The sequence below is a fragment of the Mucilaginibacter humi genome, from assembly GCF_013087555.1.
Map to the genome: position 1 here is coordinate 14,786 of NZ_JABFCR010000018.1, position 23,216 is coordinate 38,001.

Annotated in this window: 28 protein-coding genes and 5 pseudogenes; 13 read left to right on the top strand and 20 right to left on the bottom strand. The window is 42.7% G+C overall.

Translation table 11 applies throughout. The features are described 5' to 3' along the window. Positions 1–75: 75 nt before the first annotated feature. Positions 76–1,206 (top strand): annotated as a pseudogene (bshC, locus tag HK413_RS05325) (bacillithiol biosynthesis cysteine-adding enzyme BshC); the annotation flags it as partial. A 57-nt stretch (positions 1,207–1,263) separates the two neighbouring features. Further along, on the top strand, positions 1,264–1,698 hold the full coding sequence (locus HK413_RS22590; protein WP_449406789.1) for a hypothetical protein: 435 nt from the start codon (positions 1,264–1,266) through the stop codon (positions 1,696–1,698). Here the strand turns inward: HK413_RS22590 and HK413_RS05330 are convergent. Continuing rightward, positions 1,685–2,314, bottom strand: coding sequence for a porin family protein (locus HK413_RS05330; RefSeq protein WP_175269409.1), 630 nt, complete (start codon positions 2,312–2,314; stop codon positions 1,685–1,687). The genes HK413_RS22590 and HK413_RS05330 overlap by 14 nt on opposite strands. A gap of 158 nt (positions 2,315–2,472) precedes the next feature. On the opposite strand from HK413_RS05330, the pseudogene HK413_RS05335 reads away from it, so the two are divergent. Continuing rightward, positions 2,473–3,549, top strand: a pseudogene (locus tag HK413_RS05335) (Ldh family oxidoreductase). A gap of 183 nt (positions 3,550–3,732) precedes the next feature. Here the strand turns inward: HK413_RS05335 and lepB (HK413_RS21995) are convergent. The 8 genes and pseudogenes from lepB (HK413_RS21995) to HK413_RS05370 form a co-directional block, all read right to left on the bottom strand. Next, positions 3,733–4,119, bottom strand: a complete 387-nt coding sequence (lepB, locus tag HK413_RS21995; RefSeq protein WP_175269410.1) for a signal peptidase I — start codon at positions 4,117–4,119, stop codon at positions 3,733–3,735. Positions 4,120–4,410: 291 nt separating this feature from the next. Next, a complete protein-coding gene (gene lepB / locus HK413_RS22000; protein WP_394353135.1) occupies positions 4,411–4,869 on the bottom strand; it encodes a signal peptidase I in 459 nt (152 codons plus the stop codon). A 34-nt stretch (positions 4,870–4,903) separates the two neighbouring features. Beyond that, positions 4,904–5,651, bottom strand: a pseudogene (dapB, locus tag HK413_RS05350) (4-hydroxy-tetrahydrodipicolinate reductase). A gap of 42 nt (positions 5,652–5,693) precedes the next feature. Further along, positions 5,694–5,975 (bottom strand): DUF5683 domain-containing protein, encoded by a 282-nt coding sequence (locus tag HK413_RS19385; RefSeq protein ID WP_175269411.1) that lies wholly within the window; start codon positions 5,973–5,975, stop codon positions 5,694–5,696. Between the two features lie 10 nt (positions 5,976–5,985). Continuing rightward, entirely contained in the window at positions 5,986–6,384 is a 399-nt protein-coding gene (locus HK413_RS19390; protein ID WP_175269412.1) for a DUF5683 domain-containing protein, read from the bottom strand. 2 nt (positions 6,385–6,386) lie between these two features. Then, positions 6,387–6,578, bottom strand: a complete 192-nt coding sequence (locus HK413_RS22595) for a hypothetical protein (protein ID WP_449406790.1) — start codon at positions 6,576–6,578, stop codon at positions 6,387–6,389. Next, a complete protein-coding gene (locus HK413_RS05365; RefSeq protein ID WP_317169312.1) occupies positions 6,506–7,309 on the bottom strand; it encodes a ParB/RepB/Spo0J family partition protein in 804 nt (267 codons plus the stop codon). Before HK413_RS05365 ends, HK413_RS22595 begins: the two co-directional genes overlap by 73 nt. A gap of 1 nt (position 7,310) precedes the next feature. Further along, positions 7,311–8,113, bottom strand: a pseudogene (locus tag HK413_RS05370) (ParA family protein). A 259-nt stretch (positions 8,114–8,372) separates the two neighbouring features. Between HK413_RS05370 and HK413_RS05375 the strand changes: the two are divergent. Then, positions 8,373–8,894 carry an NADPH-dependent FMN reductase gene (locus HK413_RS05375; protein ID WP_175269413.1) on the top strand — a complete coding sequence of 174 codons (522 nt, stop codon included), beginning with the start codon at positions 8,373–8,375 and terminating at the stop codon, positions 8,892–8,894. A gap of 59 nt (positions 8,895–8,953) precedes the next feature. On the opposite strand, the pseudogene HK413_RS05380 reads toward HK413_RS05375, so the two are convergent. Continuing rightward, positions 8,954–9,660: pseudogene (locus tag HK413_RS05380) on the bottom strand (VIT1/CCC1 transporter family protein). Between the two features lie 105 nt (positions 9,661–9,765). Between HK413_RS05380 and HK413_RS05385 the strand changes: the two are divergent. The 3 genes from HK413_RS05385 (at position 9,766) to HK413_RS05395 (ending at position 13,197) form a co-directional block, all read left to right on the top strand. Beyond that, positions 9,766–11,031, top strand: a complete 1,266-nt coding sequence (locus tag HK413_RS05385; RefSeq protein WP_175269414.1) for a PQQ-dependent sugar dehydrogenase — start codon at positions 9,766–9,768, stop codon at positions 11,029–11,031. 73 nt (positions 11,032–11,104) lie between these two features. Next, positions 11,105–11,497, top strand: a complete 393-nt coding sequence (locus HK413_RS05390) for a TonB-dependent receptor plug domain-containing protein (protein WP_175269415.1) — start codon at positions 11,105–11,107, stop codon at positions 11,495–11,497. 164 nt (positions 11,498–11,661) lie between these two features. Then, complete coding sequence (locus HK413_RS05395) at positions 11,662–13,197, top strand: TonB-dependent receptor (protein WP_175269416.1); 1,536 nt, start codon at positions 11,662–11,664, stop codon at positions 13,195–13,197. 119 nt (positions 13,198–13,316) lie between these two features. Here HK413_RS05395 and HK413_RS05400 read toward each other — a convergent pair whose 3' ends face one another. After that, on the bottom strand, positions 13,317–13,778 hold the full coding sequence (locus HK413_RS05400) for an ABC transporter substrate-binding protein (RefSeq protein ID WP_175269417.1): 462 nt from the start codon (positions 13,776–13,778) through the stop codon (positions 13,317–13,319). A 57-nt stretch (positions 13,779–13,835) separates the two neighbouring features. Between HK413_RS05400 and HK413_RS05405 the strand changes: the two genes are divergently transcribed. Together HK413_RS05405 and HK413_RS16855 are read left to right on the top strand one after the other, a co-directional pair. After that, positions 13,836–14,258, top strand: coding sequence for a LysE family transporter (locus HK413_RS05405; RefSeq protein ID WP_246229841.1), 423 nt, complete (start codon positions 13,836–13,838; stop codon positions 14,256–14,258). A 10-nt stretch (positions 14,259–14,268) separates the two neighbouring features. Beyond that, positions 14,269–14,442 (top strand): hypothetical protein, encoded by a 174-nt coding sequence (locus HK413_RS16855; protein ID WP_246229843.1) that lies wholly within the window; start codon positions 14,269–14,271, stop codon positions 14,440–14,442. Between the two features lie 34 nt (positions 14,443–14,476). Here the strand turns inward: HK413_RS16855 and HK413_RS05410 are convergent, their stop codons facing one another. From HK413_RS05410 to truB, 5 genes are all read right to left on the bottom strand, one after another. Then, positions 14,477–15,004, bottom strand: coding sequence for a hypothetical protein (locus HK413_RS05410; protein ID WP_217452092.1), 528 nt, complete (start codon positions 15,002–15,004; stop codon positions 14,477–14,479). An 89-nt stretch (positions 15,005–15,093) separates the two neighbouring features. Beyond that, positions 15,094–16,146, bottom strand: a complete 1,053-nt coding sequence (locus HK413_RS05415; RefSeq protein WP_175269419.1) for a DUF2157 domain-containing protein — start codon at positions 16,144–16,146, stop codon at positions 15,094–15,096. Positions 16,147–16,282: 136 nt separating this feature from the next. Then, positions 16,283–16,579, bottom strand: coding sequence for a riboflavin kinase (locus tag HK413_RS20800; RefSeq protein WP_317169313.1), 297 nt, complete (start codon positions 16,577–16,579; stop codon positions 16,283–16,285). After that, positions 16,572–17,039, bottom strand: a complete 468-nt coding sequence (locus HK413_RS20805; protein WP_317169314.1) for a riboflavin kinase — start codon at positions 17,037–17,039, stop codon at positions 16,572–16,574. The genes HK413_RS20800 and HK413_RS20805 overlap by 8 nt, the downstream gene beginning before the upstream one ends. A gap of 238 nt (positions 17,040–17,277) precedes the next feature. Then, positions 17,278–17,982, bottom strand: coding sequence for a tRNA pseudouridine(55) synthase TruB (gene truB / locus HK413_RS05425; protein WP_175269420.1), 705 nt, complete (start codon positions 17,980–17,982; stop codon positions 17,278–17,280). Positions 17,983–18,168: 186 nt separating this feature from the next. On the opposite strand from truB, the gene HK413_RS05430 reads away from it, so the two are divergent. The 4 genes from HK413_RS05430 to HK413_RS20815 all read left to right on the top strand — a co-directional run bounded on the left by HK413_RS05430 (position 18,169) and on the right by HK413_RS20815 (position 20,987). Then, positions 18,169–18,513 (top strand): YciI family protein, encoded by a 345-nt coding sequence (locus HK413_RS05430; RefSeq protein ID WP_175269421.1) that lies wholly within the window; start codon positions 18,169–18,171, stop codon positions 18,511–18,513. Positions 18,514–18,556: 43 nt separating this feature from the next. Further along, positions 18,557–19,786: an RNA polymerase sigma factor gene (locus HK413_RS05435; protein ID WP_175269422.1), complete on the top strand. Its 1,230-nt coding sequence runs from the start codon at positions 18,557–18,559 to the stop codon at positions 19,784–19,786. Positions 19,787–19,788: 2 nt separating this feature from the next. Then, on the top strand, positions 19,789–20,475 hold the full coding sequence (locus HK413_RS20810) for an acyltransferase family protein (RefSeq protein ID WP_317169315.1): 687 nt from the start codon (positions 19,789–19,791) through the stop codon (positions 20,473–20,475). Positions 20,476–20,549: 74 nt separating this feature from the next. Further along, positions 20,550–20,987: an acyltransferase family protein gene (locus tag HK413_RS20815; RefSeq protein WP_394353136.1), complete on the top strand. Its 438-nt coding sequence runs from the start codon at positions 20,550–20,552 to the stop codon at positions 20,985–20,987. Between the two features lie 323 nt (positions 20,988–21,310). Here HK413_RS20815 and HK413_RS05445 read toward each other — a convergent pair whose 3' ends face one another. The 4 genes from HK413_RS05445 to HK413_RS05460 all read right to left on the bottom strand — a co-directional run bounded on the left by HK413_RS05445 (position 21,311) and on the right by HK413_RS05460 (position 22,949). Continuing rightward, entirely contained in the window at positions 21,311–22,114 is an 804-nt protein-coding gene (locus HK413_RS05445) for an undecaprenyl-diphosphate phosphatase (RefSeq protein ID WP_175269423.1), read from the bottom strand. Between the two features lie 73 nt (positions 22,115–22,187). Beyond that, positions 22,188–22,325 (bottom strand): DUF3098 domain-containing protein, encoded by a 138-nt coding sequence (locus HK413_RS20820; RefSeq protein ID WP_317169317.1) that lies wholly within the window; start codon positions 22,323–22,325, stop codon positions 22,188–22,190. A 172-nt stretch (positions 22,326–22,497) separates the two neighbouring features. Further along, complete coding sequence (locus HK413_RS20825; protein ID WP_175269424.1) at positions 22,498–22,635, bottom strand: hypothetical protein; 138 nt, start codon at positions 22,633–22,635, stop codon at positions 22,498–22,500. Then, a complete protein-coding gene (locus HK413_RS05460; protein ID WP_175269425.1) occupies positions 22,632–22,949 on the bottom strand; it encodes a cell division protein FtsX in 318 nt (105 codons plus the stop codon). The genes HK413_RS20825 and HK413_RS05460 overlap by 4 nt, the downstream gene beginning before the upstream one ends. Between the last annotated feature and the right edge of the window lie 267 nt (positions 22,950–23,216).

Below are 23,216 nucleotides of genomic sequence, written 5' to 3' on the forward strand. Positions count from 1 at the left end.
ACTCTAAATTCGATTTCCAAAAGATGTAAGAGCCGGAAGTAAATCCGAAATCGAACATCCGAAATTCGAAATCAAATGGACGTTGCCTGTATAAGCTATAAAAAAACGAGGTACTTTTCCCCAACCGTAATTGATTACCCGGAAGATAAACCGGAATTAAGAGAATTTTATAGTCACCGACCCACCCTTGACGGCTTTGCCGACTTCCTAAAGAACAAGAAAGTAGTTGCTGACAGGGCGCTATTGGCCGACACATTAACGGATCAATATCAAATCATTGCACAATATGCCCGTATCTGGGATCCTGCATTTTCAATTCCGCAACCTGTACAGCAAAACATCAACAGCTTAAAAGAAGCAAATACTTATACCATAACTACCGGGCACCAATTGAATATCTTTGCCGGCCCGTTATACTTTATCTACAAAATAGTTACCGCCATAAAGCTTACCCAACAGCTAAAAGCGCAGTTCCCGGATAAAAACTTTGTACCGGTTTACTGGATGGCGTCCGAAGATCATGACTTTGCAGAGATAAGTTATACTACTATTGGCGGTAAAAAAGTGCATTGGTGGCTGGAATCATCAGGCGCTACCGGGCGTATCCATCCCGAAACCTTGCGGCAGGCCCTTAACCAGTACAAAGGCGTGCTGGGCATGGCAGGTCATGCACCTGAATTGGCTGAGATAGTTGAAACTGCCTACACCCGGTTTGACAGGTTGGCCGATGCTACCCGTTATATGGTAAACGCTTTGTTTGGCCAATATGGTTTGGTGATAATTGATGCCGATAATCAACGGTTAAAGCAACAGTTCGCCGCTATTATTGAGCGGGATATCATTGAGCAAAACAGCTTTAAAAACATTACGGCCACCAACGAAAAGCTACACAACCACGGGCGTACATATCCGGGTTAATCCACGCGAGATCAACTTTTTTACATGAAAGGCAGCCTGCGTGAACGTTTGGTTTTTGAAGATGGCCTTTATAAAGTATTGAACACGGATATCAGTTTTACCGAAGAGGAACTAAGGACAGAAATTAAAAAGCATCCCCAAAAGTTTAGCCCTAACGTAGTAATGCGCCCGCTTTACCGGGAATGTATTTTACCCAACATTGCCTACATAGGTGGTGGTGCCGAGGTGGTTTACTGGTTAGAATTAAAATCAAACTTCGAGTATTATAAAATTGATTTCCCGATATTAATATTGCGTAATTCGGGATTGGTTATACGCAAAGAATCGGCAGCTAAAATAAAGCGAATGGAATTAGCACCTGCCGATATTTTCAAACCTACTGATCTGCTAAAAAATTACTGGATAAAAAAACATAGCGATCATAACCTGTCGCTACAAACAGAATGGAGCGAGTTAACCGCCATTTTCTCCAGGCTAAAAGAGCGTGCCTCAAAGATCGACCCAACACTCGGCCCATCAACAGAAGCTGTACAGGCCCGCTTAAAAAAGGCTATAGACAACCTCGAAAAGAAGTTAGTCAAAGCCGAAAGGCACAATTACCACACCCGCCTTGAGCAGATCGAGCAAATAAAAACCGAGCTCTTCCCGGGCAATAGCCTGCAGGAACGTAACGAGAATTTTGGTTTGCTTTATGTTAAGTGGGGACAGACTTTTATTGACGAACTTATCCGTAATTTTGAGCCGTTGGCTTTTGAGTTTGCGGTGCTTACCGAAGCGTAAGTAAGTTAAAAATGGTATCCCACCGAGAGTCCGAGTGTCCGGTTAACAATATCAAAACGCGTTTGCACTGGCTCACAGGTATAATGCCTATATCATAATTAAGGCCTAATATTATTTTCTTTCGTATCTCAATGCCTCCAATTACGCCAATCCCAAAATCTATCCTGTAATAATCTTCAAAAGACAGATCCTTTCTTGGTTGGCCCGGCACAGACTCCCATCCGGAAATGGCATCGGCAAAATATGGGCCACCACCCAAATAAAAGCGAACCGGGCTTTTAGTCGGGAACCTATAAATGGTATTTATAGCTAATTGAATATAATTTAATGTTACAACCCTGCCGTAAGCACTTTGCACAGACGTAACCGGATCAATAACACCGACATTTTCCCTTACTCCTTTAACACTATAAGCGACACCGGGTTGTATTGCAAAATTATCCAATTCAATATTCCAAAATCCTCCCACATTAAAAGCACGCAGTTTCCCTATTGCGTTAACATCGCCAGACAATGTAGAATAGTTAAAGCCACCTCTAATTCCAAACGAATAGTGTTGGGCAAAAACGGGCAGGGTAAAAATGGTAAAAAGTAAAAATGATAAAGTTTTTTTCATAGGTTGAGGCTTAAAGTGATAAAAATAACAATATCAACACATATTAACCGTGTAAGATCTTTGTGTATTTTTTATTTAGGTTAATTACCGGTTTGGTTCTTTCACTTTGAGTGTCGTCACCGGCAAAGGTTTAATCTCCATATGTTATATATTTGCAGATGCTCGTTACCGAATCAGCTTTAAGAACATTTACCCAAAACATTTTCCGGCGATGGGCTGCAGTGAAGAACATGCGGCGCTTGCTGCTGATGTTTTGTTACTATCAGATCTGCGGGGTATCGACTCGCATGGGGTTGCACGTTTAACGGGCTATATCCGCTTGTGGGAGAAGCAACGTATTAACCCCACACCCAACATCCAAATAGCACATGAAACACCCACTACCGCCACCATTGATGGCGACGCCGGCCTTGGCACGGTGGTAGCGCCGTTTGCTATGCAGGTAGCTATTAAAAAGGCGGAGTTGTATGGCTCGGGCTGGGTCTCTATCCGTAACTCTAACCATTTTGGTATTGCGGGTTATCATGCTTTGATGGCGGTACAGAAAGATATGATCGGCTTTGCCATGACCAACGCCAGCCCGCTGGTTGCACCAACATTTTCAAACGAGCGTATGCTGGGCACTAACCCCATGTGCTATGCTTTCCCGGCAGGGAAATACCCGCCAGTTGTAGTTGATATGGCTACTTCGGCAGCGGCCAACGGTAAGCTGGAAATTGCCCAGCGGTCAGGCAAGCAAGTGCCCGAAGGCTGGATCGAGGACAAGGATGGAAATTATACAACCGACCCACATGCTTTAAAAAGCGGCGGCTCATTATTGCCATTGGGTAGCGACCGCGATCATGGCAGTCATAAAGGATTTGGATTGAGCGCTACGGTAGATATTTTATCGGCAGTGTTATCAGGGGCTAATTACGGCCCGTGGGTGCCACCATTTGTATCGTTCCTTGATCCACCTTCCGACCCCGTTGGCTCGGGCATCGGCCATTTTTAGGCGCTATGCGTGTTGATGGGTTCCGACCCGTTGATGAGTTTAAGAACCATCTGGACAATTGGGTATCGCGTTTTAAATCGGCCTCACAAATTGACCCTAACCAAAAGTTATTATCCCAGGCGAACCGGAGTATGAAGCAGAAATAGACCGCCGAAAAAATGGCATACCCTTGGTTGATGCTGTGGTTAAGGATTTGAACGAGTTGGCAGCGAAAATGGGTGTTAGTCCATTAAGTGAATAATAAAGCTGTCATTTCGAGTGAGCCCGGGTGGGCAGGTGCGAAAGCGCGACGAGAAATCTTATACGCTATGCTTATAATCGCTCGTATAAGATTTCTCACCCGTTCCTCGTTTCGAAATGACAAATTGTTATATAAAAAAGAAACCAGATCAATGATCTGGCTTCTTTTATGCTTTAATTAGTCTTAATGAATAATCTTAAACAACCTGCTCCATCTTATCTTGCTAAAGAAAGATGCATCGTCATCAATGCTCATCCATACAAATAAAGCTTTGCCAACAATATGATCTTCGGGTACAAAGCCCCAGAAGCGCGAATCGTCCGAGTCGTGGCGGTTATCGCCCATCATCCAGTAATAATTCATTTTAAAGGTATAGCTATCGGCTTTTTTACCATTAATTAAAATATCGTTTCCTACTATCTGTACTTTATTATTTTCATACACGCTGATACAACGCGCATATATAGGGTAAGTAACGGTATCCAGTTTTACAGTCCAGCCCTTTTTAGGTATAATGATAGGGCCGTAATTATCTACGTTCCATTTATAATCATGCTGTTTCTTAAACATCAGGCCGGCGCAACAGCAGGGTGGTTAGGGTTGGTAGGGTATACCCAATCTTGTTCGCCGGCCTTTTTATGTTTGGTGTAATTGATTTAATGTTCGAGTATCCTTTCAAGGTTTTATAAGCCTCAGGTGTCATTGTAGGGTACGTCGCACCTTCATACATAGAAACGTGCAGGTCCTGAAGCACTTGCGGATTAAGCTCAATTCCATTTGTTTGTACCGAGTAATCAATCTGCCCTTCTGGCGGGTTCTCTGCGGCTTTGCCGTTTATAAATACCTGCGCGTTAACAACGCTTAAGGTATCGCCGCCAACACCCGGCAGCGTTTAATAAAGTTCTCGCGTTTATCAACCGGGCGATAAAGCGGCGAATCGGCATCCATAGGATAGTTAAATACTACTACGTCACCTTTTTTAACATCGCTAAAACCGGGCAGGCGGTAATAAGGTAATTTAATACCATCCCAATAAGCTTTGGTATTTATGAGTGGCATGGTATGATGCGCAAACGGGAACGACACGGGTGTCATGGGCGTACGCGGGCCATAATTTAGCTTACTAACAAATAAAAAATCACCAACCAAAAGCGATCTTTCCATGGATGGTGTAGGTATGGTATAGGCCTCTATAAAAAATGTCCTTATCAGCGTAGCGGCAATTACAGCGAACACAATAGCATCCAGCCACTCGCGGCTTTTGGTTTTCTTTTTGGCTTTTGTATTCGTATTTTTCTTATTCCAGAATTTCCAGTTCATTATCTTTTTAATATCGGGGTAAAGTATTTATTATTTAGGATAAATCAAACATATCCGCTACCGAATAGAAGCCGCTTTTATCAGCCACCCACTCGGCCGCTAACACGGCGCCCAGCGCAAAGCCATTACGATTATGCGCCGTATGTTTTATTTCGATGGTATCAACTTCCGAATCGTACAACACGGTATGGGTACCCGGCACATTTTCTATACGATACGACTCTATCAAAACATCCTGTGCTTTAGCATTATCTTCAACCGGGCTATTAACATCGGTTAATACATTCACCCATTCCTTTTTACTATCAAGGTTTTCTATAATGCCTTCGGCTATGGTGATAGCCGTTCCGCTTGGCGAATCTAATTTTTGAGTATGATGGATCTCCTCAACCTGCACATCATAATACGGGTGCTTGTTCATCAGCTTAGCCAATACCTTATTGATATGGAAAAATATATTTACGCCTACACTAAAGTTAGTGCCATATATAAAGGCATTATCGCTGGCGTTATATTTTTCTTTTATCGCATCTAATTGCTCATACCAGCCTGTGGTGCCCACAACAATGGGTACTCCCGCGTTAAAACAATGATCGATATTAGCTAATACAGTTGCAGGAGTGCTAAATTCAATTGCCACATCAGCTTTTTGCAGGTTTTCGGCAGTGAGATCGTGCTGATTATCCCTGGTCTATCTTTAATACAATTTCGTGCTTACGGTCGGTAGCGATCTTTTCAATGATCTTACCCATTTTGCCGTAACCTAATAATGCAATCTTCATTTGTAATATTTTACTTTTATGGGCGGATGCAAATATCCCTCTTTATCTGAGTGTAAAGGTAAGTTTTAAACCCGGAATAAATGCGCCGTTAAAATTTTGAGCATACACCGGGTTGTTCATCATAGTAGGTGCAAGCTTTACGCTAAAATTGTTATCCATAGAGTAGGAATGCATAAACTTGGCATCAACATAGGCATCAATAGTTTGGATACCCCAGGCCGCTACAAAAAGCAATACACTTAAATCGCGGTAACGCGCATAACCTCTTACCGCATCGTTAATTTGGGCGTCGTCATAGTTGTTAGCTTTAAATAATTGATACAAGTCATAATACTTATCGCCGTGCAGGCTGTGTACCTTTGGCCCTATACCGGGCTATAGCCAAATCTTCGGTATAGGCTGTCTGATTAAACCTGTACATTAAAACCAGCAAGGTTAACCCGGTGTAAATAACCGGCACTTTCCATATCCTATGGTTATACACCGGCCCAAGGCCGGGTATTATTAATGACCTGTGCCATGCCTTGCTTGGGCTATGCGTACTATCAGGATGATAAACTTTTTCGACAGTTGATTTTGGCGCAAAGGCTTTGCCTTTGGTTGTGTCTTTACGTGCCTGTATACTATCTGCCCTGCTTTGTGTGCCGGGCATTAAAGGCACAATAGGCACTTGTGCCATGGCCGAAAAACTGAACGCTATTAATAAGCCAATAATTAAAAAGTATCTCTGCATTTTTACCAATCCAACATTTCGAGAATGCGGCCAAGATCATCTTCTGACAAAAAAGGAATTTCAATAACACCTTTACCCCGGCTGCCTATTTTTAGTTTAACCTGCGAGCTAAACTTAGAGGCTAGATCGTCCTGTATCTTTTGTATCTGAAACGACGGCGGCTCGGGTTGTTTTCCTTCCTTTTGGTACGCAATTTTTGCAGGTCGCGCACCATCTCTTCCACCTTACGAACGGATAAACCTTGCTGAATAATATGTTTGTGCAAATATAATTGTTGTGCGGGGTCCTCCACAGTTATTAACGCACGTGCATGGCCCATACTTAACTCACCATCGCGGATAGATGCCTGTATGGTTGGAGGCAGCTTTAACAACCTTAAATAGTTGGTTACGGTCGACCGGTTTTTACTTACACGTTCGCCCAACTCTTCCTGTTTAAGACCAACTTCGTCTAACATCCGCTGAAAGCTCAATGCCACTTCAATAGCGTTAAGGTTTTCGCGCTGGATATTTTCTATCAGCGCCATCTCCAGCATTTGCTGGTCGTTAGCCGTACGTACATAGGCCGGGATATGGGTTAGCCCTGCCAGTTTTGAAGCACGTAAGCGGCGCTCGCCTGATATTAGCTGGTATTGGTGCGCGTTAACACGGCGCACGGTAATAGGCTGTATTAAACCCTGCAGCTTGATAGAAGCTGACAGATCAGCCAATGCCTGCTCATCAAAATCGGTACGCGGCTGGAAAGGGTTAACCTCTATCTCCGATAATTTAATATCATTTACAGAGCCCAACCCATTAACTTCGGCAGATGCGCCGGTATTGTTATTGTTGTTACTGTTTGGTTTTTTATAAGGCAGTACGTTTTCAGAGTCGTTTAACAGTGCACTTAATCCCTTACCTAAAGCATTCCTTTTTTCTGCACTCATGCTATACTGTTTCTGTTGTTGCGTTTACCTCGTTATTTACCAATCCATTTTTTTGGATTATTTCGCGGGCAAGATTCAAATAATTTATAGCGCCTTTACAGGTGGCATCATGCATAATTACAGATACACCAAAGCTTGGCGCTTCGCTTAAACGGGTGTTTCGCTGTATAATGGTATCAAATACCATTTCTTCAAAATGATTACGTACCTCTTCAACCACCTGATTTGAAAGGCGCAGCCTTACATCATACATGGTTAATAAAATACCTTCAATTTCTAACTGTGGATTTAAACGGTTTTGAACGATTTTAACCGTGTTTAATAATTTGCCCAGGCCTTCTAACGCGAAATACTCGCATTGTACCGGGATAATTACCGAATCGGCAGCGGTTAAAGCGTTAATGGTAATTAAACCTAATGATGGTGAGCAGTCGATAATAATAAAATCATACTCATCGCGAACCTTATTAAAGACCTCCTGCATTTTATACTCCCGGTTGTCCAGATTTATCATTTCTATCTCGGCACCTACAAGGTCAATATGCGCGGGCAGCAGATCAAGGTTAGGAGTTTCGGTTTTGATGATGGCATCGCGGGGATCAACCTCATTGATGATGCACTCATAAATGCTATTTTTTACGTTGCGGGGGTCAAACCCGATACCTGAAGTGGCATTAGCCTGAGGATCGGCATCAACTAACAGTGTCCTGTACTCTAATACCGCCAAACTTGCGGCCAGGTTAATGGATGATGTGGTTTTGCCCACACCGCCTTTTGATTGGCTAAAGCAATAATTTTACTCATTCTATTTCTCCAAATTTTATAACGGTTTAACTGACAACGAAAAAAGAAATATTAATTTCTACCTTCGGGAAACTTTTTACCAGTGCTAAGATATATATTTAAATAACGGAGAAATCCACAGTTTTTGGCAATTTACAAACATATTAATGTTGGAATGAGTGATTGAATGAATTAGCGAATGATGATTTTAAGGTCATAATTCACAAAACTAAATATAAACATTCACTCAATCACTCACCCACTCAATCACTCATTATTAATGATCACTATCATTTCATCTACCAACCGTCCCGGAAGCTCGACACTTAAGATAGCACGCTATTACCAGAAAAAGCTACTTGAGAAAGGTATTGAGTCGGGCATATTATCTATGGCGCAATTACCCCCAAACATCTTGCAAACAGATCTTTACGGAAAACGCAGTGCCGAGTTCCAGGAGATCCGGGATATAGTTACCGCTACTGATAAATTCATTTTTATTATACCCGAATATAATGGAAGTTTCCCCGGCGCATTAAAGGTTTTTATTGACGCCTGCTCTTTCCCGGACAGTTTTTATGAGAAGAAAGCGGCGTTGGTGGGGATATCTTCAGGCAAGTATGGTAATATACGCGGCATCGACCATTTTACCGGGGTATGCCATTATGTTAACCTGCATGTAATGCCATTAAAACTGCATATAGCTAATGTTAAAACAGAGTTTAATGAATACAGTGATCTGTATAAAGAAGATACAGTAAAATTTACTAATGACCAGATAGATAAGTTTATTAAGTTCTGAGTGTTGGGTAGTGAGTTTTGAGTAGCCTCAACTCATTACTCAACCCTCAAAACTCATTACTATTTACCTGTAATCAACTTCGCCATCCCAAATGCGGCAGCGGCTGCCAATGCACCAATAACCAGCACTTTAAACGCACCAGAAACAGGGGGCTGTCCGGTAACCTTACTTTTAAAGTATCCAAATACAAACAGGCAAACCATGGTAATGCCGCATGAATATATCAAGGCAACTTGCGAATTTGATTCAAAAAATAAGGGCTTAGCGGGATAATTCCACCAGCTATATAAGATAAACCAATAGTAATGGCGCTTTGGGTTGCACGGTTGGCCTGGGGCTTTTCCAATCCCAATTCATAGCGCATCATAAAGTCAACCCATTTGTCTTTATCCTTAGCCATTTCATCGGCCACCTCCGTTTGCAACTGTTCTGATAACCCAAAACCGGCAAATACTTCTTTCACCTCCGCTTTTTCCTGCTCAGGCACGCGCTCTACTTCATCATACTCGCGTTGCAGTTCGGCGGCATAATGGTCGGCCTCTGTCCGGCCGGCTAAAAATCCACCTAACCCCATCGCTATTGATCCCGCTACGATTTCGGCAATACCCGCCGTTATAACGATACTAGAAGAGTTTATGGCTCCACTTAATCCGGCCGCAAGGGCAAACGGAACGGTTAAACCGTCAGACATACCGATAACAATATCGCGGATGGTGTCAGAGCTTTTTAGGTGCTGTTCGGAATGCATGATTAAATGTACCGCCATAATTTATAAAATTCACGCAAAAAGTGCAATTTATTATCGGTCTGAATAGCCGCGTTGCTAAAACAAAACACAAACCAATAAGGTTGCTTTTAAAACGCTATCGACATGAAGATCAAATTAATATTAACATTCCTTGCCGGGGTATCGCTTGCAGTAAATGCACAGCAGCGGCACAGGCTACCACCTCCTAACACAACAAAATCAACCACCCAATATTGTAAAGTAATTGGCTGGCAGCGCGGCCAAAAACCTATAGCGCCGCCCGGGTTTAAAGTAACCATGTTTGCCAATAGGTTAAATAACCCGCGTAATATGTATGTGGCTAAAAATGGAGATGTATTTGTATCAGAAGCCAATACCGAGTTAAAATGGCTGAAAAAATTAGGGGCAGATATTGTGGGGGCTTCCAAATCACAAAATCTAAATAAAAGCGCTAACCGCATAACTTTATTAAGGGATAAAAATGGTGATGGGATACCGGATCAGGTTTCTGTTTTTTTAAGCGGGCTGAACCAGCCCTTCGGGATGTTGATATTAGGCAACTGGTTTTACGTAGCCAATACCGATGGCTTATGGCGATTTGCATATAAGCCGGGACAAACCCATATCACTGGTCCCGGAAAAATGATAATGCGCCTGCCAGCGGGCGGTTACAATAATCATTGGACCCGCAACCTGCGCGCAAATGCGGCCGGAACTAAAATATACATAGCCGTTGGATCCGGAACTAACGTAATGGAAAAAGGCCCTGCCAATGAAGTGCGTCGCGCCGGTATTTTAGAAATAAACCCCGACGGTACCGGCGAGCGTATTTACGGCAGTGGCCTGCGCAATCCGGCCGGGATAGATTTTGAACCCCGCACCCGCACATTATGGGCAGCTGTAAATGAGCGCGATGAATTAGGAGACAACCCGGTACCCGATTACCTGACCAGCGTTAGACCGGGCGGCTTCTATGGCTGGCCTTACTCTTATTTTGGGCAGCATGTTGATGACCGCGTTAAACCGCAGCGGCCTGACCTGGTGCGTAAAGCCATAGTACCCGATTTTGAATTAGGGGCGCATACCGCATCATTAGGTTTAGCATTTTACACCGGTTCAGGCTTTCCGCCTAAATATGTGGACGGCGCATTCATCGGGCAGCATGGATCGTGGAACAGATCGGCCCTTTCAGGGTATAAAGTAACCTTTGTACCATTTGCCAACGGCCACCCTTCCGGGCCGATGCAGGATTTTTTAACCGGCTTTATTGCTAATCCCGCAACTTACGAAGTACATGGCCGCCCTGTTGGCATCGCGGTAGCAAAAGATGGCTCTTTATTAGTGGCTGATGATGCTGCAAACACTATTTGGCGCGTTAGCGTACGGTAGCCAAAGTATCTAATATCTTACAAACCGAAATAGCTCTTTACTAAACTAAAGGGCTATTTTTGTTCAACCTAATATGTTTATACCCGTGCGTAAAATTTATTCTACTATCCTGTTTGTTTTGGCAGCCGGCGGTATTGCCAGCGCGCAAAAAAAATCTAATAACGCAAAAGCCGACACCACCAGCTTGAATACGATAGTTGTAAAGGGGTATCTTTCAGATCAGCCCATGTTAAGTGTGCCTGCTTCGGTGAGTGTAATATCACCGGCACAATTGAAGCTACAACCTGACAATTCGTTGGTATCCGCAATAAATACTGTTCCGGGTGTGCGGATGGAAGAAAGGTCGCCGGGTAGTTATCGCCTGTCTGTAAGGGGGAGTTTATTACGGTCGCCGTTTGGCATACGCGATGTTAAAATTTATTATGATGAGCTGCCGTTAACCGATGCGGGGGCAATACCTATTTAAACGTTATCGACTTTAACAGTGTACAGGGTATCGAGGTATTAAAGGGGCCCGATGGCAGTTTATTTGGCGCAAATTCGGGTGGGGTAGTTTTAGTTAACCCGGTTAACCGTTATGATAACACCAGCTTTGTTACCGCCGGTTTTACAGGTGGGTCGTACAGATTGGTGCACGAGAACGTGGGCCTGCAACAGGTGAGCAACAACAACCAGTTTAATTTTAGCCAGGCTTATCAAACCTATCATGGTTACCGCGTACACAGTGATATGTCTCGCCATTACTTCCAGGCAAGTGATAAGATAACTTATGGCGGCGTTAACTCACTGAAGATATTAGGTTTTTATTCGGACCTTAAATATGAAACACCGGGTGGGCTGACGCTGGCGCAATTGGCGATAGATCCAAGAGCTGCACGTCCGTCAACGCCGGTAGTACCCGGCGCATTGGTGCAAAATGCGGGTATAGAAAATAAAATGACCTATGGCGGTGCTGTTAACCAGTGGCAAATCACTCCTAACATCCGTAATGTGTTTGCAGCGTATGGCGCTTATGTAAATTTCACCAATCCGTTTATTACCAATTACGAGCAGCGTTACGAGCGTACTTATGGTATGCGTACCTACTTTGAGTTTACCGGTTCAGCTAAAAAAGACTTTAAATGGAAAGCCAACGTAGGCATGGAATGGTCGCAAACCAATGCTGACAATAACGATTATGGCAACCGCGCCGGCGTGCGCGACACCGCCCAAAGTTTAGATAAAGTAAACACCGGCCAGCATTTCTTTTTCGCGCGCTATGAAGAGACTTTGTATGACCGCCTGCATGTAGAAGCCGCGGCAAGTTTAAATTTTTACGGCTACGATTTTAAGAATATTTACCCGCGCAACCAGACAGCATTTACCAAACAAACATTTTCGCCTCAGGTAATGCCGCGTTTGGCGCTATCTTATAGCATTACAAATAACTTTGTTTGGAGAGCATCGGCAAGCCGCGGCTATTCGACACCAACGTCAGCCGAGATCCGTCCATCAAACAATATCATCAACACCAGTTTAGGTGCCCAGTACGGCTGGAATTACGAAACAGGTTTCCGCCTGCGCAATAGCGATGAAACAATGTTGCTGGATGTATCAGCGTTTTATTTCCACTTAAACAATGCTATTGTGCGCCGGTTGACTGCCTCGTCTACAGAATATTACACCAATTCGGGTGATATTAAACAGCCGGGTATTGAGCTTTATTTTACCGATTGGATTATTAAACCAACCAATAACGGCTTTATCCGTGGCTTACAAATAAGCGAAGCGTTAACAATAAGCAAATTTACTTTTGGTGATTATCGTGATGCCACTACGGGCTACGCAGGCAATGAACTAACCGGTGTACCACGTAATGTAAGCGTAGCCAGCTTACAGGTAAAATTCCCTGAATCATTATATCTGTACACGCAATATAATGCAACCGCCCGCATCCCTTTAAATGAAGCCAATACCTTTTATGCGCCTAAATATAATTTGGTGCAGGCAAAAGCGGGCTGGCAGCACCAATTAAGCAATAAATCGCGATTAGAAATTTATGCGGGAGTTGATAACTTGCTGAACGAACAATATAATTTGGGTGCCGACCCGGATGCTGTAGGGAACCGTTTTTATAACCCATCTGCATTAAGGAATTACTATGCCGGTTTTAACGTAAAGTTTTAATTTGGTTAGCAATAAGAGCACTCTTTTTAAAAGCAGAACGCTCTTATTGCCGGGTCATTTTTATACTGAAAAGTAAACGTGGGATTTTTGCGGTTAGTATGGCTGTGGAAAAATTATTATTACAAACTAAACTTTATCCATCCCTGCCCCTCATGTCCAAAAATGAACTGTTTGGGATAAATGATCTCGGCCAGTAATTCTATCGAATCAACAAAATTATCGGTCTCAGCATTATTAAAATATTGGCCGGCATCTGCAATATAAAAACGATTATTCTTTATGGCTTTCAAATCGGCGAAACCGGGTAGTTGCAACAGCTCATCAATGTCGCTCATGCTTTGGGCAATGCTATTGTCGCCGGGCATTAGTATAATAATATCCGGGTTAAGCTGCAGCATGGTTTCGGCAGTACCGCCAATAGCTGTGCCACCGGCTATCCTTACCAGTTCGGCTTTATCATCGCCTGCCAATAGCAGCGGATCTAAATTTATGATGCAGGCCACAGTCGGCTTTTGCTCTATAAACTTTAGTTTATGATGGATGATGTCAATGCGTTCCTGTTGTTCTTCTGTTAAGTCCATGTGCGGGCACAAATTTAATAATATTAAAATAACACTAACTGCATATATTTACCCCCGATGATAGTGCTAACCTTCTTCCCGGGTCTTATTGCTAACTTTATCGGCTACGTCCCACCCGGAAACATCAACCTTACGCTTGTACGCATTACTATAAACCGCGGCTTTAAACACGCTATGCAATTTATCATAGCATTTAGCTGCGCTGAGTTTATCTTTACTTTCATAATTATGCATGGGGCTAAATGGCTGTCGGCACAAGTGCATTTAGATGTGGTGATTGATTGGGTGATGGTTGCCTTGTTTTTAGTATTAGGCACAATAACGTGGCTTAACCGAACCAAGCCATCCGAAACCAAATACAGCGAACATGCCAGCATTAAATACGGCATCCTGTTAGGTTTTATTAACCCTATGCAGGTACCATTCTGGATGATATGTGGTACTTACCTGATAACGCACGAATGGATCCCCGGATGGTAACTTTGCACTGGTGATATTCAGTATCGGATCGGCAGGCGGATCATTTTTATGTTTGTTTTTATACGCCCGGTTCGCACAGTATATTCAAAGCAAATTCGCGCTTAGCACCGGGGTAATTAATACGGCTATAGCTATTTTATTTTTTAGCTTAGCAGGCTATCATGTAGTAAAAGAGTTTACTTAGCCATAAAGCCAAAGTATGTTAACACCATAAAACATTAGTGGTTTTTACGCCTGGCGCTGGCTTTTTTATAACCTGCCGTTATAAGCTCCACCATTTTTTTATTATTAGGTGCAGTAGCTTTTACCAGCTTATTGTAAGCTTCCTTCCGGTAATATGAGCTTTCGTAATCGCAATAAAATGCCCAAACAGAAATCGCGTCAGCTTTGCTACGATTTTGCAACTCGTTAACAAACTCTTTATTGTAAGTAATGGCATATTGGGTGGCGGCCCGTTGAAAAAGCGCAATAGCATCAGCATCCCACACAGCGTTAACAGATACATCAATTATCTTTTTGGTTAATGCCTTATGGCTTACGCACGCTATCTCGAAAAACCGGGTGAAATAATAAGGTGGTACATAAGTTAAGGTACGTCCGTAGGTGGTTTGCTCGGTCCATCCATATAACTTTTTAAGTTCTTTAAAGTTGGAGGGGAACTCATTAAAAAATATTTTCTGATATTTAATCGTGTCGCTCTTAAGGGTTACAAACCCCCTGCGATAGGTTTCTTTATAAAAATCCACACTATGTTTTTGTGCATACGTGTTGCCAATCAGCAAAAAAATAAAACTAATAAAAAGTTTTTTTCATTGATTAATCTCAAACAAGGTTTTTATACAGCCGGGTTTTTACTTTTTAAGTTCCAGATTTTCTCGGCCTTCCTGCCTATCAACCAAAACGAAGCTGCCGGGATAGCAAAGAAAACCGTCTTATTGGTATTGTCCCAAAAATATTCAAAATATTTTGTGTAGATAAAAATTATTAAAAATGTGATGCCGAATTCGCGCGAGATATCATCTTTATTCTTTAGGCCGAACAATAAGAAACCGACAGCAACACAAATAGAGATAATGCCCCAGTAAAACAGGCTGATTTGTTTGATCTGGTACCACCTGTCAAGGTTACCCAGGTTGCCAAATATGCTTAACAACCACAGCGACATAAACAGGTAAAGCAGCCCTATTACGTAAGTATGCTCGGCAAAGTAGCTAAACCATTTACGGTTACGCAATACCGCGCAGGCCGCAACTAATAGTGCGCCAAACGCTACAAAGCGTAGCGGGTAGTTCATCCCTAAAAAGTAATCCGTCCAATGGGTTTGGAAACCGGTTTCGGTACCGAACCAGCTGCCTAATGATACCGGGGCAAAGATCCATATGAGCCTTGATTGCATCCGCCAACCTAAAAACCCATATACAAAAACCGACAGCAGGAAGAGCAACGAGTAATGGCCCGTCCCTCTATCCAGTGTTTTGCCCGGGTAGGCTATGCAGCAGGCGGTAAACAATATTCCGGTAAATATCACCGCCTCATTACTGAAGACCCTTTCGGGATATAAACGTTCTCTTCGACGGCCCCATAAAAACAGGAGGGCCGCTAAAACAGCCGAAGCGATACTAATGATGATATCGGGTGTATAATATAATTGTTTGAGCCAGTTAACCACAGCATCATTTACAATCAGGAAGGTAAATGATACCCCACCACAGATCAACGCTATCCAAAACGAATACTTGGCCAGCCGCATCCAGTCGAACCCTTTTACCTCGTACGAGTTGCGCAGGCTATCAGCCTTTTCATTACTAACCAAACCCTCTTTCTCCCAATGAGCGATGGTTTTGTTCAGGAATTCGCTTTCGCTTTTATCGATGTTGAGTTTAGCCATTGGTAGATGGTTTGCGGTAAAACTACAAATACTAATCCAAGATAAAAAAGGCTGTCATGCTGAGGCTCTCGAAGCATGCGGGCAAAGGCCTTTACGCTCATCCTTCGAGAGCCTCAGGATGACACCTCCGCTGTTGTTATCGACCCAACAAACTAAGTACGTCTTCCTTATCCTTCGTTATTTGCGCTTTTAATTCGTCTAATCCATTAAACTTAACGTCGCCACGGATAAAGTGCAAAAACTCCATGCGGATGGTTTCGTTGTAAATCTCTTTATCAAAATTAAACAGGTTAACTTCAATATTGCGGTTCATGCCGTTAATGGTTGGGCGGCTGCCTATATAGGCCATGCCTTTATATTCGGTATCTGCCTGCTGTACTTTTACCGCGAAGATGCCATCGGCAGGGATAAGCTTATATTTTTCTTCAACCACGGATATTAGCTGTGGGATAACCAATCTGGCGGCCTATCTGGTCGCCGCGGATAACTTTTCCAGTGATAAAGAAAGGGTAACCTAAAAACTGGTTAGCCAGTTCGATATTGGCCTGTAACAGCGCTTCGCGGATACGGGTGGAGCTTACCGCTACATCATTAATATCCTGCTCGGGTATCTCAATCACCTCGTAACCATAAATTGGCGCCGGGTGCAGCAAATCGGCTAACCCACCGCGACGGTCCTTACCAAAACGATGGTCGTAACCTATCACAATTTTTTTGGTACCTATTTTATTAACCAGCACATCGCGGATATAATCCTCGGCGCTTTGGTTGGAGAAATCTCTTGAAAATGGTGTAATAATTAAATGGTCAACACCCAACTGCTCTAATAATGCTGCCTTTTCATTAATAGTATTGATCAGCTTTATACTTTCATCCTCCGGATGCAATATCATTCGCGGATGGGGGAAAAAGTAAGGATAACCGTTTCTCCACCTATTGCATAGGCCAGCTCTTTTATGCGCGATATGATTTTGCGGTGCCCCGGTGTACCCCATCAAACGTACCGATAGTTACAACGGCATTTTTAACAGGCTTAAAATCATCAATATGATGGTATGTCTTCATTTTTGAATTTCAGGTTTCGGATTTTGAATTTGGCGGATATTCACTCATTCAAAAACCACTCATCACTCATTTTTTCTCCTTGATTACCGTCACCAGGTCCATTACCTCCCACGCATCTTCCAGTTTAAAATTGCCGCTGCGGGTACGGGTTAGTTTTGACAGGTAGGCTCCATTATTTAACGCCTTGCCAAAATCATGAACTAACGACCGGATATAAGTACCCTTGCTGCATACCACCCTAAAGTCAACCTCGGGCAAGGCTATGCGTGTAATTTCAAAGCTGGTTATGGTAACATTGCGTAATTTGAGTTCCACTTCTTCGCCGCGGCGTGCTTTTTCATAAAGGCGCTCGCCATCAATTTTAATAGCCGAATGCGCGGGCGGGTACTGTTGTATATCACCGGTAAATTGTTCGCAGGCATTACGTATGGCCTCATCGCTTAGGTTACTTGTGCTAAAAGTTTCTTCAACCGCGGTTTCCATATCGTATGATGGCGTGGTGGCGCCCAGTATCATGGTACCCGTATATTCCTTTTCTTCGGCCTGGAACGTGTCAATCTGCTTGGTCATTTTACCGGTACAGATAATGAGCAACCCGGTAGCTAACGGATCAAGTGTTCCGGCATGGCCTACTTTTAACTTTAGTGGCTTAAAAGAGTTACGCAGCTTGCCTACCACATCAAAGCTTGTCCATTTATAGGGCTTATTAACCAGCAGCAGTTCGCCGGTGGCAAAATTAAATTCTTTGTTAGTTGGTAATGCGGTGTCCAAGTTATTTGCTTTAATATGGCGCAAAGGTAATATTTAATTTTTTCTGCTTCGTCATAACAAATGGCGCAGGGATGTCGCGGTAATTTTTTCTACCTTCATTTTATAGTTTATATAAAAATATGGTGGCTTGTCCAATATCTAAAAAACGGATCGTCATTAGTTTTTTAACCATTAAACTCAAATAAAATGAACGATTTCTTATTGATCTTTAGACGCGATGCTGGCTTTGATGCCCAGCTTACTCCTGAACAAATGCAGGCAATTACCAAACCATGGCAGGATTGGATGGGTGGCCTTGCCGCCCAAAACAAACTGGCTAACAGCGGAGCGCGCTTAGCCATTGATGGTAAAATTGTAAAACCGGGCAACGTAATTACCAACGGCCCTTATGTTGAAGTTAAGGAAGCTGTAGGTGGCTTTATTATCATCCGCGCGGCATCGCTTGAAGAAGCTGCCGAGCTGTCAAAAAACTGCCCCATTTTAAGTACCGGCGGTAATGTTGAAGTACGCCAGATTGTACCGATGCAATAATTTAATATCTAAACGCCCCCGCTAATATGGGGGCGTTCTGTTTATGCGAAACGACCAGCTGTTACCCAATTTATATCGCACCGAATACCGCAAGATAGTTGCTGTATTGGCACGCCTGTTTGGGTTTGAGTATATACAAATAGCCGAAGATATTGCCGGCGACACCTTTCTGCTGGCTACCGAAACCCGGGCCAAAAAGCTACCCGATAACCCCGCGGCCTGGCTGTACACCGTAGCCAAAAACAAAGCTAAGGACCATTTAAAACATAATGCCATTTTTACCAATAAGGTTAGCCCGGCCGTTCAGTATGAAAACGCTAAGAGCAGTGAGTTAGAGATTGACCTATCCGAAGAAAACATTAATGACAGCCAGCTGCGAATGATGTTTGCCATTTGCCAGCCCATCATTTCTACCGAAGCGCAAATAGGTCTGGCACTACGTATACTGTGCGGTTTTGGCATTGAGGAAATTGCTGATGCTTTCTTATCAAACAAAGAAACCATTAACAAACGGCTGTTTAGGGCAAAGGAGAAATTGCGGGAGGAGCAGGTAAAAATTGAGTTCCCCAATGCTAACGAGATAAACAAGCGTTTGGAAACTGTACTGCTTACTTTATACCTGTTATTTAACGAAGGTTATTACTCCAGCAGCGGCAATATCAATTTACGCCGCGACCTTTGCCTGGAAGCTATGCGCCTAAACCATCTGCTGGTAAATAACAAAACTACCGATCTGCCAGCTGTTAACGCGCTGTTTGCTTTGATGTGCTTCCATGCGTCGCGGTTTGATGCCCGGATAGATAAAAACGGCGAAATGATTATTTATGATGAACAGGACACCAGCCTCTGGAACGACGAGCTGATATCCAGAGGCACCAATTACCTTATCCGCTCTTCGCGCGGCGAGGAGCTTAGCCGTTATCATTTGGAAGCAGCAATTGCCTACTGGCATACCAAAAAGGAAGATAGCACAGAGAAATGGGAGAATATATTACAGCTTTATAATAAGTTGCTGATCTTAGAGTATTCGCCAATGGCGGCGCTTAACCGTACTTATGCTTTGGCTAAAGCCGATGGCAAGGAAAAAGCGATTGTTGAAGCCAAGAAATTAACGCAGCTGGTGGATAATCATTTGTATCATTCGTTATTGGGATATTTATATACCGGAATTGATAAAGAAATTGCTTTGCATCATTTGCAGCGTGCTTTTAAGCTGGCAAAGAATAAAGGAGAGCGGAACAGGATTAAGAAGAATATTGAAGCACTGGGTTAGCAATGAATGCTTCGGAGGAAGCATTGGTGCACCATCCCATTCTTTTTTATAATTTGCGCCGGTTTTCATTTATAGCCTGTATATCCTATTTACGAATGAATAATAATGAGCTGGTTACTAAGCCACACTATCCCATATTAGACGGCCTTCGCGGTGTCGCGGCCATCATCGTTGTGACATTTCACTTGTGCGAGCCATTAGCTACGGGAAATTTAGATAAACTTGTCAATCACGGTTACCTGGCTGTAGATTTTTTCTTTTTATTGTCTGGCTTTGTGATGGGCTACGCGTATGATGACCGCTGGAATAAAATGACGACTGGCAGTTTCTTCAAACGCCGTATCGAACGTCTTCAGCCCATGGTGGTTTTAGGTATGACCATGGGCGCTATCGGGTTTTATTTTACAGATTCTACACTATGGCCGCTTATTCATACAATTCCGGTTTGGAAGATGCTGCTGGTGATGCTAATAGGTTATACTATCCTGCCGGTACCCTTATCGCTTGATATACGTGGGTGGGAAGAGATGCACCCGCTAAATAGCGTGGGATGGTCATTATTTTTTGAATACGTTGCCAACATTCTGTATGCTGTCTGGATCAGGAAATTTTCCAAAACGGCATTAAGTATCTTAGTAATCATCGCTTCGATAGTACTCGCACACTGGCAATCACCAACGGCGATGTAAGTGGCGGTTGGACGTTGAATGTACCACAGGTACGGTTTGGTCTGACGCGCACCCTATACTCTTTCTTTGCCGGTTTGTTATTATCTCGTATAGCAAAACCAACTCAAATTAAAAACGCCTTTTTATGGTGCACGCTTTTAATAGCTATCCTGCTTTATATGCCACGCATTGGTGGTGCCGGGCACCTTTGGATGAACGGGATCTATGAATCTGTTTGTATCATTATCCTTTTCCCGCTTATTGTATACCCGGGCGCCAGCGGCGTTATACAAACTCAAACCGAGAACAAAATCTGCAAATTCCTGGGTGATCTATCCTACCCGCTTTACATGGTGCATTATCCGCTGGTTTATTTTTACGTTGCCTGGATAAGCAATCATAAAGGTGTTACAATAGTACAGGCATGGCCTTATGCATTACTTATTCTAACAGGGGCGATAGTTTTAGCATATGCCGCATTGAAATGGTATGATGAGCCGGTTAGGAAATGGTTGCGCAAAAAGTTTGCCTGACATAATAATCATATCGATATTAATAAAGACTTGAATTCAATCCCCCTTCAGGGGGTTAGGGGGTAAAAGAAGAGCTCCTGATGGGCAGGAGCTCTTACTAACCAATTATAAACCAATATATATGAGAAAAATATGCTTTTTTGAATACATCAAATCGGCACATTACCTTAATTCGATTTGTTGAATAATGTTATACAAACGCTGTGCCCATTTTTAAATTGCACCTTATTGTACACCTAACACCTTTGTTACATACACATAAATACGCATAAAAAAAGCGACGGATGTGGTAATCTATCGCTTTCTATTATTAGCTAAGTGTCTTAAACAGTGTGCAATGCGTTACCCGTATAGTACAAAATAATGATCACTATACCGGCTATGATGCGGTAAATACCAAATAGCTTAAAGCCCTTTTGCTCTAAAAATGTAATGAATGATTTTATAGCCAGTAGCGCCACAACAAAGGCTACGGCACTGCCTATCAATAAAAATTTAATATCCTGCTGTAGGTCGGCAGCGGTCATGTTGCCATGTTTGTAAAAGTCGTAAAGGTCCTTCAGCGTTGCGCCAAACATAGTAGGTACCGCTAAAAAGAATGAAAATTCGGCAGCTGCTTTACGGCTTAGCTTTTGAGACATGCCACCAACTATTGAAGCGCCCGAGCGTGACACCCCCGGCACCATAGCCAGGCATTGAAAGAAGCCTATTTTAAGCGATGTAAGGTAAGTAATATCTTTTTCGTCATCTATATTCGGTTTGTTAAACCATTCGTCGACAAACAACAGGATAACACCGCCTATCACAAAAGCAAAGGCTACCACCAATGGGCTTTCTAAAAGGATGTCTATTTTCTTTTTTAACAGTACGCCAAAGATCACCGCTGGTATTACGCCGATAACCAGCTTCACATAAAAATCGATAGATCTGAAAAAACGCTTAAAGTATAATACTACTACTGCCAGGATTGCGCCCAGTTGGATAACGATCTCGAAAAGTTTTACAAATTCGTCTTTACCTATACCCATTATGGCACTGGCAACAACCAGGTGGCCGGTTGATGATACGGGTAAAAACTCGGTAAGCCCTTCAATTATTGCCGGGACAATTACGTGAATGATATTCATGAGGTGGGGTAGGTTGTTGTAAGGGGAAGGTTGAAAAGTTACGTTACCATTAACTATCAACCATTAACTATATCTACTTAGCTTCCGGTTTTTTTAAGATAGCGTAAAAGCCTATACCGAAACCTGCTAATACAACAATTGGTGCAATAACAATTTTAGTGGTGCTGTAAATATCAGTTGTGCCCGACATTAAAAAGAAACCAAACGCCACAACAGCTATGCTGATGATGAACCAGTGTAGTTACTTTTATCAAATATAAATTTTACAGGCGTATTGCTTGCCGCTGCTTTTGTAGTTTGTGAGGTCTTTGCCATCAGTTTAATTATTGAATGAGTGAATTAGTGATTGAGTGAATTAAGAGATCGAAATCCCGATATCCGCCCTATCTGTATAAATCGTATATTTTTAAACGTAAAAATTTGTTTACTGCAAGGTAGGTACTAAAGGCTGATATAAATATGCCCGGGCCAATTACCAATAAAAACACCACGCCAAACTCGGCATTATTTTGCAGGATCACCAGGTCAGGTATTTCAAGATTTGCCGGTACAGCGTACCTACTAATATGATAACAGCAATTAATCCGCCCAAAAGGCCATGCCAGATACCATACAATAAAAACGGTTTGCGGATAAACCCTTTAGTTGCGCCAACCAACTGCATTGATTTAATTAAAAACCGTTGCGAGTATATAGCCAGCCTGATGGTATTATTAATCAACGCTACCGATACCACCACAAATATACCGGTGAAGGCCAGTATCACCAAAGTTATTGATGTTAAATTAGCGTTCATCTGGTCGACCAGTGATTGCTGGTACTTAACCTCTTTCACCAATGGTTTTTTGAATAATTTTATCTACACAAAATATTTTGAATATTTTTGTCGCTGTGGTTGTTAAGCATATTTGGCAACCTGGGTAACCTTATAGCAGGTGGTACCAGATCAAACAAATCAGCCTGTTTTACTGGGGCATTATCTCTATTTGTGTTGCTGTCGGTTTCTTATTGTTCGGCCTAAAGAATAAAGATATATCTCGCGCGAATTCGGCATCACATTTTTAATAATTTTTATCTACACAAAATATTTTGAATATTTTTG